We start from the raw sequence: 13,634 nt of genomic DNA, 5'->3' as shown, positions 1-13,634 counted from the left end.
CCATGAACTCAGCAATTCCTCTGGAACATGGTCTGGCGGTCGCCGGCATCCTGTTCTGCCTCGGCCTGGCGGGCCTGTTGGTACGCCGCAACATTCTGTTCGTGTTGATGAGCCTGGAAATCATGATGAACGCAGCCGCGCTGGCCTTTGTCGTCGCGGGCAGCCGTTGGGCACAGCCTGACGGCCAGATCATGTTCATTCTGGTGATCAGCCTTGCCGCAGCCGAGGCCAGTATTGGCCTGGCGATCCTGCTGCAGCTGTATCGCCGCTTCCACACGCTCGATATCGACGCTGCCAGCGAGATGCGCGGATGAACCTACTCTTTCTGACTTTCGTATTCCCCCTGATCGGTTTCCTGTTGCTGTCGTTTTCGCGCGGCAAATGGTCGGAAAATCTTTCAGCCCTGATCGGCGTGGGCTCCATTGGCCTCTCGGCCATCGTGGCCGCTTACGTGATCTTCCAGTTCAACGTCTCACCACCGGAAGGCGGTCACCTGACCATGGTGCTGTGGCGCTGGATGTCGGTGGACGGCTTCGAGCCCAACTTCGCCCTGTATGTCGATGGCCTGTCCATCACCATGCTGGGTGTGGTGGTCGGCGTTGGCTTCCTGATTCACCTGTTCGCCTCGTGGTACATGCGCGGTGAAGACGGTTACTCGCGCTTCTTCGCCTACACCAACCTGTTCATTGCCAGCATGTTGTTCCTGATCCTGGGCGACAACCTGCTGTTCATCTACTTCGGTTGGGAAGGCGTGGGCCTGTGCTCGTACCTGTTGATCGGTTTCTATTACAGCAACCGCAACAACGGCAACGCAGCCCTGAAAGCCTTCATCGTCACCCGCATCGGCGACGTGTTCATGGCCATCGGCCTGTTCATTCTGTTCCAGCAACTGGGCACGCTGAACATTCAGGAACTGCTGGTTCGGGCGCCGCAGCATTTCAAGGTCGGTGACTTCTGGATCGTTCTGGCCACCCTGATGCTGCTGGGCGGTGCTGTCGGTAAATCCGCGCAACTGCCGCTGCAAACCTGGCTGGCGGATGCGATGGCCGGTCCTACCCCGGTGTCGGCACTGATCCACGCCGCCACCATGGTAACGGCGGGCGTTTACCTGATCGCACGGACCCACGGTCTGTTCATCCTGGCGCCGGACATCCTCCATCTGGTCGGCATCGTCGGCGGCGTGACGCTGGTACTGGCGGGTTTCGCTGCACTGGTGCAGACCGACATCAAACGTATCCTCGCGTACTCGACCATGAGCCAGATCGGCTACATGTTCCTGGCGCTGGGCGTGGGTGCATGGGACGGCGCGATCTTCCACCTGATGACCCACGCCTTCTTCAAGGCGCTGCTGTTCCTGGCGTCCGGTGCGGTGATCGTTGCCTGCCATCACGAGCAGAACATCTTCAAGATGGGCGGCCTGTGGAAGAAACTGCCATTGGCCTACGCCAGCTTCATCGTCGGCGGCGCCGCGCTGTCGGCCTTGCCGCTGGTCACGGCGGGCTTCTATTCCAAGGACGAAATCCTCTGGGAAGCTTTCGCCAGCGGCCATCAGTATCTGCTGTACGCAGGTCTGGTCGGTGCGTTCATGACCTCCCTGTACACCTTCCGCCTGATCTTCATTGCCTTCCACGGCGAAGCGAAGACCGAAGCCCACGCCGGCCACGGGATTTCCCATTGGCTGCCGCTGGGCGTGTTGATCGTGCTGTCGACGTTCATTGGCGCCTGGATTCATCCGCCACTGGCCGGTGTGCTGCCGGAAAGCGCAGGCCATGCGGGCGGCGAAGCCAAGCACAGCCTGGAAATCGCCTCGGGCGCCATCGCCCTGGCCGGTATCCTGCTGGCGGCCGTGCTGTTCCTCGGCAAGCGTCGTCTGGCCACGGCCATCGCCAACAGCGGTCCGGGGCGTTTCCTCTCGGCATGGTGGTTTGCGGCCTGGGGCTTCGACTGGGTGTATGACGTGCTGTTCGTCAAACCTTACCTGGCGATCAGCCGCCTCCTGCGTAGCGACCCGCTCGACCACACCATCGGCCTGATTCCGCGTCTGGTCAAAGCCGGCAACGGCTTGATGACCCGCACCGAGACCGGTCAGCTCCGTTGGTACGCCGCTTCGATCGCCGCAGGTGCCGTATTGGTACTCGGCGCGATTGTGCTGGTCTGATGAGTCGATCTGACATGAACCTTGCGACTTTGCGAAAGGAATTGAGCCCGTCATGATTCTGCCTTGGCTAATCCTGATCCCCTTCATCGGCGGCCTGCTGTGCTGGCAAGGTGAGCGCTTCGGCCCTACCCTGCCGCGCTGGATTGCGCTGTTGACCATGTCTCTCGAGACGATTCTGGGCCTGTGGGTCTGGAGCACCGGTACGTTTACCTACGCTCCTGCTCCGGGCGCCGATCCGACCTGGGCCCTTGAATTCAAGCTCCAGTGGATCCAGCGCTTCGGCATCAGCGTGCACCTGGCGCTCGATGGCCTGTCCCTGCTGATGATTCTGCTGACCGGCCTGCTGGGTATCCTCTCGGTACTCTGCTCGTGGAAAGAAATCCAGCGTAACGTCGGCTTCTTCCACCTGAACCTGATGTGGATCCTGGGCGGCGTCGTCGGCGTGTTCCTCGCCATCGACCTGTTCATGTTCTTCTTCTTCTGGGAAATGATGCTGGTGCCGATGTACTTCCTCATCGCGCTCTGGGGTCACAGCTCGGCGGACGGCAAGAAGACGCGGATCTACGCGGCGACGAAGTTCTTCATCTTCACTCAGGCCAGCGGCCTGATCATGTTGGTGGCGATCCTGGGCCTGGTGCTGGTGCACTTCAACCAGACGGGCGTGATCACCTTCGGTTACGCGGACCTGCTGAAAACCAAGCTGTCCCACGGCACCGAATACATCCTCATGCTGGGCTTCTTCATCGCCTTTGCGGTGAAGCTGCCGATCGTGCCGCTGCACTCCTGGTTGCCTGACGCTCACGCCCAGGCCCCGACCGCAGGTTCCGTGGATCTGGCGGGCATCCTGCTGAAGACCGCTGCGTATGGTCTGCTGCGTTTTGCCCTGCCGCTGTTCCCGAATGCCTCGGCCGAGTTCGCGCCGATCGCCATGGTGCTGGGCCTGATCGGTATCTTCTACGGTGCCTTCCTGGCCTTCGCCCAGACCGACATCAAGCGCCTGATCGCGTTTTCCAGCGTGTCGCACATGGGCTTCGTGCTGATCGGCATCTACTCCGGCAGCCAGCAGGCGTTGCAGGGCGTCGTCGTGCAGATGCTCGCTCACGGTCTGTCGGCCGCCGCGCTGTTTATCCTCAGCGGCCAGTTGTACGAGCGTCTGCACACCCGTGACATGCGTGAAATGGGTGGCCTGTGGAGCAAGATCGCTTACTTGCCGGCCATCAGCCTGTTCTTCGCCGCTGCATCGCTTGGCCTGCCAGGCACCGGTAACTTCGTCGGTGAATTCCTGATCCTGATCGGCAGTTTTGTCAGCGCGCCGTGGATCACCGCCATCGCCACTTCCGGCCTGGTGTTCGGTTCCGTCTACTCGCTGATCATGATCCACCGTGCCTACTTCGGCCCGGCCAAATCCGACGCGGTCTACAAGGGCATGGACGGTCGGGAATTGATCATGGTGCTGGGTCTGGCAGTGTTGTTGATTCTGCTGGGCGTGTACCCGCAACCGATCCTCGACACCTCCTCGGCGACCATGCATGGCGTGCAGCAATGGCTCGGCACCGCCTTCACTCAACTCGCTTCGGCCCGGTAAGAGCGCTATGGACCTGACGATTCAACACTTTATTGCGCTGGCGCCGCTGCTGATTACCAGTATCACCATTGTGGTGGTGATGCTGGGCATCGCATGGCGTCGCAATCACTCGCAATCATTCCTGCTGACGGTAGCGGGACTCAACCTGGCTTTGCTGTCCATCTACCCGGCGCTGAAAGTTGCGCCGCTGGTGGTCACGCCATTGCTGCAGATCGACAGCTTCGCTTGCCTCTACATGGGCATCATTCTGGTGTCGACGCTGGCCTGCGTCACCCTGGCTCACGCCTATCTGGGTGAAGGCAAGGCGGGCTATCCGGGCAACCGCGAAGAGCTTTACCTGCTGATCCTGATGGCTGCGGCCGGTGGCCTGGTGCTGGTCGCCGCGCAACACCTGGCGAGCCTGTTCATCGGTCTGGAACTGCTGTCGGTGCCGGTCTACGGTCTGGTGGCTTACGCGTTCTTCAACAAGCGTTCGCTGGAAGGCGGCATCAAGTACATGGTGCTTTCGGCGGCTGGCTCGGCGTTCCTGCTGTTCGGCATGGCGCTGCTGTATGCCGAATCCGGCAGCCTGGGTTTCAGCGAAATCGGCAAGGCCATCGCGGCCACCGGCATGCCAAGCCCGATCGCCAGCCTGGGTCTGGGCATGATGCTGGTGGGTCTGGGCTTCAAGCTGTCGCTGGTGCCGTTCCACTTGTGGACACCTGACGTGTACGAAGGCGCCCCTGCCCCTGTGGCGGCATTCCTCGCCACGGCCAGCAAGGTCGCGGTGTTCGGCGTGCTGGTTCGCCTGTTCCAGATCTCCCCGGCGGCCACCAGTGGTGTGCTGACCGACGTGATGTCGGTCATTGCGGTGGCGTCGATCCTGGTCGGTAACCTGCTGGCCCTGACGCAGAACAACCTCAAGCGGCTGCTGGGGTATTCGTCGATCGCGCACTTCGGTTACCTGATGATCGCGATGGTGGCGAGCAAGGGCATGGCGGTCGAGGCGATCAACGTCTACCTCGTCACCTACGTGCTGACCAGCCTGGGCGCGTTCGGCGTTGTCACACTGATGTCCTCGCCTTACAGCGGCCGCGACGCCGATGCGATGTTCGAATACCGCGGCCTGTTCTGGCGTCGTCCGTACCTGACGGCAGTGCTGACCGTGATGATGCTGTCCCTGGCAGGCATTCCGCTGACGACTGGCTTCATCGGCAAGTTCTACATCATCGCGACAGGCGTCGAAGCGCACCTGTGGTGGCTGACCGGTTCGCTTGTCGTCGGCAGTGCCATTGGTGTCTTCTATTACCTGCGTGTGATGGTGACGCTGTATCTGCAGGACTCAAAGATCCAGCGCCACGACGCCCCGTTCAACTGGGCACAGCGCGCAGGTGGCGTGATGCTGTTGGGGATTACGCTGCTGGCGTTCTTCCTCGGTGTGTATCCGCAACCGCTGCTGACCCTGGTGGGCCATGCCGGTTTGTGATGATTGAGTGATGCACAAAAAACCCTGCCTTAGAGCAGGGTTTTTTTATGGCTTTGGATTTTAGAGGATCAAGAGCATCGGCCTAACGGCAGATATTTCGCCTTCGGCGACTTACTTTTGAAAAGCACCAAAAGTAAGCAAAAGTGCCTGCTCCTGGTTTGGCCCTTCCTTCGTCAGGGTTCCCTCACTTCGACGAGGCTCCGTGGGCCCGCGCCGAACGGACATCCATGTCCTAGCGGCGCTCTCGCGGCATCCCTGCCGCTCGGCCCACTCCGCGTCGTCTGCGTTCGGCCTGACCCAAGTCGCGATTGGCGGTGTCTGGGCTGGCTGTGTATGAAGATCAAGATCAAGATCAGGTGCAGATCAAAAGCTTCCCGGCTAAAGCCGGTCCCACTGAGGGCTCGCTATTTCAACGATCTGTGATCGATCATTGTCGTACCTGACAACGCATTTTTTGTAGGAGCCGGCTTGCTGGCGAACGCGGTGAGTCAGGTATGGATATATCGACTGACACAATGCATTCGCCAGCAAGCCAGCTCCTACGGTGAAATCGCGCTCACCCAGTGGGACCGGCTTTAGCCGGGAAGCTTTTGATCTTGATGCGCATAAAGCCCAAACGACACCCATCACGACTTGGGTGCAGGCTGAACGCAGGTCTCGGGGAGTGGGCCGAGCCGCATGGATGCCGCGAGAGCTGCCCCCCGCCATGGATGGCGGATGGCGGCGGGCCCACGGAGCGTCGCCGGAGAGAGGGAACCCGACGAAGTCGGGCCAAACCGAGAGCAAGCACCCTTGGTTACTTGGGGATGGTGCGACTTTCGACTTTTCCAAGTAACTCGCCGAAGGCGAAACAGTCTGCCCTTAGGCAGACGCTTTAGATCTTGATCTTAGAAACACACGCTAACCGGGCAATCGAACCGTCTTCTTGTCGCCGGTAAACAACGCCCACGTCGACATAAACAACGCCGCCACCATCGGCCCGATCACAAACCCGTTCAACCCGAACACCGCCATCCCGCCCAGCGTCGATATCAGAATCAGGTAATCAGGCATTCGCGTGTCTTTGCCCACCAGGATAGGACGCAACACATTATCCACCAGCCCGATCACAAACACCCCGAACAGCCCCAACACCACGCCCTGCCAGATCATTCCGCTGAGCAGGAAATACAGCGCAACCGGCGCCCAGACAATCCCCGCCCCTACCGCCGGCAGCAGCGACAGAAACGCCATCATCACCGCCCACAGCAAGGCACTCGGGATATCCAGGGCCCAGAAAATAAACCCGCCCAACGCCCCCTGAGTCACCGCCACCACAATATTGCCCTTCACCGTCGCGCGCACGACGCGGGTGAATTTCAACTGCAAGCGACGCTTCTGCGGCTCGGCCAGCGGAATCGCGATGCGGATCTTGCGCGTCAGCTCCTGCCCGTCCCGCAGGAAAAAGAACAGCAAGTACAGCATGATGAAAAAACTGACGACAAAATCGAACGTACCCTGCCCGAAGCTGAATGCCTGGGTGGCCAGGTAGTTGCTGCCCTGCATCGCGCCTTTCGCAATCTTGTCGCGCAGCCCATCAAAATCCCCCATGCCCAGGCGATCAAGCCAATGCTGCACATAAGGCGGCAGCAGCACTTTGAATTCAGCCAGGTACTTGGCGATGTCCAGCTGGCCACTTTCCACATTCTTGTAAAGCGTTGCACCCTCCTGAACCATCAGTGCCGCGATGACGATCACCGGCAGAATCGCGATGACCAGACAGATCATCAGCGTGCACAGAGACGTCAGGTTGCGCTGCCAACTGAAGCGGGCCAGCAGACGGCGTTGCAGTGGCGCGAAGATGATCCCGAGGATCACCGCCCAGAACACCGCGCCGTAGAACGGCAGCAGAATCCAGATGAACGCAATGGTCACCAGCACCAGTAACAGCAGCAGGGTTTTCTTTTGAAGCGCGGTCTCGTTCATGTTTCTTCCATGTCATTACACCGCGCCTAGCACACGGCCTGATGCTTAGTCCGTCAATCGCCGCAGGAGTGCCGCGCCTGACGTGCAGGGCACAGGGAAGGAGCGCGAGCGGCGGGCCCTGCGCCTGGCCCGCCACACACGTCTAGATTCTGAACTGCCGAACCAACTGGCCGAGACGCTGATTCAGCGCCGTAAGGTTGCGCGACGTAGAGGCGCTGTGGCGGGTTTCATCGGCCACGCTTTCGACCGCCACGGCGATCTGGTGGACGCTGCGATTGATCTCTTCAGCCACGGCGGTCTGCTCTTCGGCGGCGCTGGCAATCTGCGCGTTCATGGCGTTGATGGTGCCGATCAACTGGCCGATCGTGTCCAGCGAAGCGCCGGCTTCGTTGGCGCGCGCAGATGTCCCGTCGCCTGCCTCGCTCGAGCGTTTCATCGCCTGCACCGCGCCCTGGGTGCCCTGTTGCAAGCGATCGATCATGCCCTGAATTTCCTGGGTGCTTTGCTGCGTACGGCTGGCGAGCGCGCGCACTTCATCGGCCACCACCGCAAACCCGCGGCCCGCCTCGCCGGCACGTGCAGCTTCGATGGCGGCGTTGAGCGCCAGGAGGTTGGTCTGATCGGCGATGGATCGAATCACCCCGAGCACGCCGACGATGGACGACACGTCATTCTGCAGGCTGTCCAGCGAGGTGCCGCTGTCACGGATGTCGTTCACCAACGCGTGAATCTGCTGGATACTGCCGTCGACCACACGCTTGGCGGCCTGACCTTCGGCATCGGTTTGCTGCGCAGCAACCGAAGCGCCCTGCGCGCTTTTGGCGACTTCCTGGGCCGCCGCTGACATCTGATTGATCGCCGTAGCAACTTGGTCAGTCTCGTGACGCTGACGCTCCATCGCCTGCTCGGAGCGCTGGGCCTGATCGGTCACTTCACCCACAAGCCCGGTCAATTGAGAGGTCATTTCGGCGATCTGCCGGACCAGCCCGTGAATCTTGTCGACAAAGCGGTTGAACGACCCGGCGAGCTCGCCGAGTTCGTCCTGAGAGGTCACCGCCAGGCGCTGGGTCAGATCACCCTCACCGGCCGCGATGTCATCAAGGTTGGCTTTCATCAGGCGCAAGGGCCGCAGAATACCGCTCGCGATCCAGAAGCCCACCGCAGCGATGATCAGCAATACCAGGAGCGTGATGCCCATGATGCTGACGAGCATGTTCTGCCGGCGCTCCGCGACGTTTTTCTGCAGCTCCACGACTTTGGCGTCGATGTTGTCCAGATTGATCGACGACCCGAAAGCCATGTCCCATTTCGGCAGGTATTCGGTGTAACCCAGCTTGGGGACGAGCTCACTCGAACCGGGCAGCGCCGAGGAGTATTCCAGGTAATGAGTACCCGCTTTCGCCACGTCAACGAGGCCGGCATTGACGAAGACGCCTTTTGGATCGCGGGCATCCTTGAAGCTCTTGCCGATGCCGTCCGGGCTATTGCCTTTGAACAGCCGCACCGCCTGAGAATCGTAGCCGAAGAAGTACCCGTCCTTGGCGTAGGTTACCTGGGAGAGCATTTTGATGACTTGCGCGCGGGCCTCCATGTCCCCGGGGGCCGACGCGTCATACAGCGGCTTGATGGTGCCCAGCGCAACGGCCACGTAACTTTGCAGCGTGGCTTTGGCTTCCGCGAGGAGGTGCTGCCGGGTTTCCTCGACTTCACGCTTGCCCTGTTCACGCAGCATGATGACGGTGCTGGCACTGATGATCAGTGCGAAGACCAACACCGGGAGCACGGCGAGCGAAAGTACCTTGGCTTTGAGATTTAGCCGCATAGAAGTCATGACCCTTTGTTTTTGTGCGTTGAGCCGTTGGGGTTCCTTTACGGTTAACGGCCCGGCACACAAAAAGTTGAGGTCACGAGGGTGGATGGGCGCTTTCGGTCCCCGGCAGTTGCGGGCTGAGTCGCTCGGGCAGATCAATGCGCACTTGCAGCCCGCCCATGGGGCTGTCCAGCAACTGAATGCGGCCGCCCCACGCTTCGACGATGTCCTTGACGATGCCAAGGCCCAGACCGTGGCCAGTCACTTGTTCGTCCAGACGATTACCACGGCCGATCACTTCATCGCGATGCTGTACGGGGATGCCCGGGCCATCGTCGTCGATCAGCAGGCAGTAGCCCTCGGCGCTCTTGGCAATGGTCAGGCTGACCTGGCTGTCTGCCCACTTGCAGGCGTTGTCCAGAACGTTGCCCAACAACTCGAGAATGTCCTCACGATCCCACGGCAGAAACAGACCCGCAGCGATTTCACTGCTGAGTTCCAGATGCTCGCCATGAATCATCCGCAGTGTGGAAAACAGCCCGGGTATTTCCGCCGCGCAATCAAACCGTGCGCCCGGCAATGCATCGCCTGACAATCTCGCCCGATTGAGCTCACGCTCAAGACGTTGCTGAATGTGCTGCAACTGATCGCGCAGGGTCTCGCGCACGTGCGGGTGGCCCGCCAGCTTTTCGCCTTCGGCCAGGCTCATCAGCACGGCCAGCGGCGTCTTCAGCGCGTGGCCCAGATTGCCCAGGGCATTGCGGGAGCGCTTGAGGCTGTCCTCGGTGTGGGCCAGCAGATGATTGATCTGCGCGACCAGCGGCTCAAGCTCCACCGGCACTCGCTCATCGAGTTGCGAGCGCTGCCCCTGTTGCAGCTGGAAGATTTGCTCCCTCGCTCTGTCCAGCGGGCGCAAGGCACGGCGGACGGTGACGCGTTGCAACACCAGAATCAATATCAGGGCCATCAACCCCAACCCGAGACCGATACGCTGGACCAGTGCGAAACTGTCCCGCACCGGGGTGTAGTCCTGAGCAACGGTGATGGAGATGGTCTGCCCGAACTTGCGGTAATCGGTGTGCAGCAATAATAGCGATTGATCCGTCTTCTCCAGGGCAAGATCGGCATGCAGACCGGGCTGCCCGGGGTGTGGCAACTCCAGATCCCACAGCGAGCGCGAGCGCCAATGACCCTGCTCGAAATCGATCCGGAAATAATGGCCTGAATAGGGTCGCTGATAGCCGGGCGACAGGCGATGCTCATCAAGCTGCAGGCCGTCGGGGCCGCGCACCAGTGCCACCAGCAGCAGCTCGCTTTCATTGCGCAGGCCAGACTCGAGATAACGCTGCAAGCCGACTTCAAACAACCACAGGCTGATCTGCGCCAGGACCAGCCCGACAATCAGCAGCACGCTGATCAGGCCCAGGCTCAAGCGTCGTTGAATCGACCTCACTCGCCTGTCCCGGCAAAACGATAACCCTGCCCACGCCGCGTCTCGACCACGGCGCGTCCAAGCTTGCGGCGCAAATGATTGACGTGGACCTCGATCACATTCGAGTCCCGTTCGTTCTCCCCATCGTAGAGGTGCTCGGCCAAGTGGCTCTTGGAGAGAATCTGCCCGGGGTGCAGCATGAAATAACGCAGCAGGCGAAACTCCGCCGCCGTCAGTTGGATCTCCTCCTCCCCGCGACTGACGCACTGGCGCCCTTCATCCAGGTGCAGGCCTGCGGCTTCAAGTTTCGGCTGGTTGGCCAGACCCCGGACACGGCGAAGCAGCGCTTGAATACGCAGCTGCAGCTCTTCGGGATGAAAGGGTTTGGTCAGATAGTCATCGGCGCCAGCCTTGAGGCCCTCGATACGCTCGGCCCAGGAAGCCCGCGCGGTCAGAATGAGGACCGGCGTGGACAACCCGCCGGAGCGCCATTTCTGCAGGACTTCAAGTCCGGGAACGCCCGGCAGACCGAGATCAAGCACGATCAAGTCGTAAGGCTCGGTAGCGCCTTGATGAATGGCGTCGCGGCCGTCGGTCAGCCAGTCGATCGCGTAACCTTGCCGGCCCAGCGTACTGATGAGCTCGTCCGCCAGGGGGACGTGGTCCTCAACCAATAACAAACGCATCAATCGTCTTCCTTGTCTTGCAACAGGCGGCTGTCAGCAGCATCGAATTTGAGCTCGCGTACGACATGATCGGCAGTCAGAAGCTCAATCTCATACACCAACACACCGTGTTTCTCCTCAAGTTCGGCCTCAAGCAGCTTGGAGCCGGGGTAACGTCCCAGGGCCTGATCGATGAACTGCTCAAGGGGCAGAATTACCCCCTTCCTGCGCAGCTCAAGCACCTCGTCCTGATTCAGGTCCCGAGCCAGGCACGCCAGGCTGGGGGTGACCGCACATGCGGCCACCAGACAGTAAATGAAACGCTTGACGGGACGCTTACCGAAGGTCATCAGGCGTCCTGATGGTCTTTGAGGATCTGCCCGCTGACAGCGTCGACTTCAACGTCCCATTCCATACCTTGCGCATCGCGCAGCTCGATCTGGTAAACGTACTTGCCATATTCCTGTTCCAGCTCGGTGTCAGTAATGGTGGATTTCGGGTGCTTGGCCAAGGCGACGGCGTTGAGCTTTTCAAAGGACTGAATAGTACCTGCATCGCGCAGTTTCAGCGCCTCATCAGGACCTAAATCCCGGGCCTGGACATAACCGGCGGTAACGGTGAATGCAGTAACAGCGATAAATGCAGTCAGGATTTTCATGGTGGTTCTCCGTAGGGGTCTGTTTGTTGACGGAACCCACGATAAACGGACGAACTTAATTGAAGCTGAATGTATCTGGCTACGTGCCACTACCCGGCGTGCCTCCAGTGTCTGAATACGGGTCCCACGATATACTTCGCCCCTGTCCAACTCCGGAGGGGCCATGAGCAACATTCACATCAAATACCCGGCATTGACTATCAAGGCCGGCAGGCGTGCGATGACGCGGATCAGGGAGCAAGGTCTATCACCGATGGATGTCGGCATTATCCCTGGCGCGGCCGGTGGCCCCAAAGCACTGGGCATTCAGGGCCTGGATCTGGCGCTGTTCGGTGAATGGCTGCCCCGGGCTCCTCGGGAGCGCTCGTTGATTGGTGCTTCCATTGGTTCGTGGCGATTTGCAAGCGCATGCCTGCCGGACCCGGTTGCAGGTATTCAGCGACTTGGGCGCCTGTACAACGAGCAGAGTTTCGCCAAAGGCGTCACGATGGCGCAGGTCACCCGCAGCTGCGTAACAATGCTGGACGCGCTATTGCAGACATATGATGCACAGGTCCTGGCGAATCCCCATTACCGTCTCAACGTGATGATCGTCAGAAGTCGTGGCTTGCTTGCTCAGGATCATCGTGCAGGGTTGAGTGTGGGGCTGGGAGCGGTTATCGCTGATAACCTGCTCGGGCGGGCGCGCCTGTCGCGGCATTTTGAACGGCTGGTCATGCACGACCCACGTCTCGTCCCTCCCCTTCTGCCACTGACTGACTTCCCATCCCGTTGCTTGCCACTGGACACATTGAACCTGCGCCAGGCATTGCTGGCGTCAGGCTCTATTCCGATGGTCATGGAGGGCGTTGCCGAGATACCCGGTGCCGGCGCAGGAATGTTCCGCGATGGCGGCCTGCTCGACTACCATTTGGATCTCCCTTACAGCGGTAGCGACATAGTGCTGTATCCGCACTTCACCGACAAAATCATTCCGGGTTGGTTTGACAAGGCACTTCCGTGGCGCAGGGGCGACCCGACTCGGCTTCAAGATGTCGTACTGCTGGCCCCCTCAAACGCGTACCTGGCTACGCTGCCATACGGCAAGCTGCCAGATCGAAGCGACTTTAAACGGTTTGTAGGCAGGGATGCGGATCGGCAACGGTATTGGCGCACTGCAATGGAAAGCAGCCAGCGACTGGGGGATGAGTTTCTGGAACTGGTCGACACGGACCGTCTTGCACAGCGACTGCAGCCTCTGGTTTAACCACGTGGTCAGCTTCTGCCTGTTACTCGCCAAACCATTACTGATAAACTCGCAGCTTGCATTTATCGCGCTGGCGATCGCCACTTCTCAAGGCTTATATCACCGTGGAAATTTTTAAAGAATTTACGTTCGAGTCAGCTCACCGGCTCCCTCATGTGCCAGACGGCCACAAGTGTGGACGCCTGCACGGTCACTCATTCCGTGTGGCGATCTATCTACAGGGCGAACCTGATCCCCATACTGGCTGGATCCGCGATTTCTCCGAGATCAAGACAATCTTCAAGCCTTTGTACGAGCGCCTGGACCATAACTACCTGAACGACATTCCCGGCCTGGAAAACCCTACCAGTGAAGTGTTGGTGAAATGGATCTGGAAAGAGTTGAAGCCACTGCTGCCAGAGTTGTCCGCTATACGGATCCACGAAACATGCACCAGCGGGTGCGTGTATCGCGGTGACTGATCAGCGTTGACCAAAACAAACCACCCTATGGGTGGTTTTTTTGGGCCCGAGATCTCGAAAAATTTCCGCGTGCAAAAACAAAACCCCACCTGCCTTCGCAGATGGGGTTTTGGAATTTAATCTTGACGATGACCTACTCTCACATGGGGAAACCCCACACTACCATCGGCGATGCATCGTTTCACTGCT

The 13,634-nt window shown here is 59.9% G+C and carries 12 protein-coding genes; 6 read left to right on the top strand and 6 right to left on the bottom strand.

The annotated features are described in order from the left end of the window. Positions 1-2 precede the first annotated feature (2 nt). Genes nuoK through nuoN form a run of 4 tightly spaced genes read left to right on the top strand, consistent with a single transcriptional unit; the run spans position 3 to position 5,208 of the window. Positions 3-314, top strand: coding sequence for an NADH-quinone oxidoreductase subunit NuoK (gene nuoK / locus EC919_RS26165; protein ID WP_065989117.1), 312 nt, complete (start codon positions 3-5; stop codon positions 312-314). Further along, positions 311-2,158: an NADH-quinone oxidoreductase subunit L gene (nuoL, locus tag EC919_RS26160; RefSeq protein ID WP_133777186.1), complete on the top strand. Its 1,848-nt coding sequence runs from the start codon at positions 311-313 to the stop codon at positions 2,156-2,158. The genes nuoK and nuoL overlap by 4 nt, the downstream gene beginning before the upstream one ends. 52 nt (positions 2,159-2,210) lie before the next feature. Next, a complete protein-coding gene (gene nuoM / locus EC919_RS26155) occupies positions 2,211-3,743 on the top strand; it encodes an NADH-quinone oxidoreductase subunit M (protein WP_108122799.1) in 1,533 nt (510 codons plus the stop codon). A 7-nt stretch (positions 3,744-3,750) separates the two neighbouring features. Next, complete coding sequence (gene nuoN / locus EC919_RS26150) at positions 3,751-5,208, top strand: NADH-quinone oxidoreductase subunit NuoN (RefSeq protein ID WP_074892029.1); 1,458 nt, start codon at positions 3,751-3,753, stop codon at positions 5,206-5,208. 900 nt (positions 5,209-6,108) lie between these two features. Here nuoN and EC919_RS26140 read toward each other — a convergent pair. The 6 genes from EC919_RS26140 to EC919_RS26115 form a co-directional block, all read right to left on the bottom strand. Next, positions 6,109-7,173 carry an AI-2E family transporter gene (locus EC919_RS26140; RefSeq protein WP_133777184.1) on the bottom strand — a complete coding sequence of 355 codons (1,065 nt, stop codon included), beginning with the start codon at positions 7,171-7,173 and terminating at the stop codon, positions 6,109-6,111. Positions 7,174-7,315: 142 nt separating this feature from the next. Continuing rightward, on the bottom strand, positions 7,316-8,995 hold the full coding sequence (locus EC919_RS26135; protein ID WP_133777183.1) for a methyl-accepting chemotaxis protein: 1,680 nt from the start codon (positions 8,993-8,995) through the stop codon (positions 7,316-7,318). Positions 8,996-9,077: 82 nt separating this feature from the next. Then, a complete protein-coding gene (locus EC919_RS26130) occupies positions 9,078-10,436 on the bottom strand; it encodes an ATP-binding protein (protein ID WP_133777182.1) in 1,359 nt (452 codons plus the stop codon). Beyond that, entirely contained in the window at positions 10,433-11,101 is a 669-nt protein-coding gene (locus tag EC919_RS26125; protein ID WP_133777181.1) for a response regulator transcription factor, read from the bottom strand. Before EC919_RS26125 ends, EC919_RS26130 begins: the two co-directional genes overlap by 4 nt. Continuing rightward, positions 11,101-11,430: a PepSY domain-containing protein gene (locus EC919_RS26120; protein ID WP_133777180.1), complete on the bottom strand. Its 330-nt coding sequence runs from the start codon at positions 11,428-11,430 to the stop codon at positions 11,101-11,103. Before EC919_RS26120 ends, EC919_RS26125 begins: the two co-directional genes overlap by 1 nt. Further along, a complete protein-coding gene (locus tag EC919_RS26115; protein ID WP_133777179.1) occupies positions 11,430-11,738 on the bottom strand; it encodes a PepSY domain-containing protein in 309 nt (102 codons plus the stop codon). Before EC919_RS26115 ends, EC919_RS26120 begins: the two co-directional genes overlap by 1 nt. 163 nt (positions 11,739-11,901) lie before the next feature. Between EC919_RS26115 and EC919_RS26110 the strand changes: the two genes are divergently transcribed. Then, positions 11,902-12,984 carry a patatin-like phospholipase family protein gene (locus EC919_RS26110; protein ID WP_133777178.1) on the top strand — a complete coding sequence of 361 codons (1,083 nt, stop codon included), beginning with the start codon at positions 11,902-11,904 and terminating at the stop codon, positions 12,982-12,984. 104 nt (positions 12,985-13,088) lie between these two features. Continuing rightward, positions 13,089-13,445, top strand: a complete 357-nt coding sequence (queD, locus tag EC919_RS26105; protein ID WP_074893670.1) for a 6-carboxytetrahydropterin synthase QueD — start codon at positions 13,089-13,091, stop codon at positions 13,443-13,445. Positions 13,446-13,634 lie beyond the last annotated feature (189 nt).

The organism is Pseudomonas graminis (genome assembly GCF_004364335.1).
Taxonomy (GTDB): Bacteria; Pseudomonadota; Gammaproteobacteria; order Pseudomonadales; family Pseudomonadaceae; genus Aquipseudomonas; species Aquipseudomonas graminis_D.
This window is presented reverse-complemented; position numbering and strand designations above follow the sequence as displayed.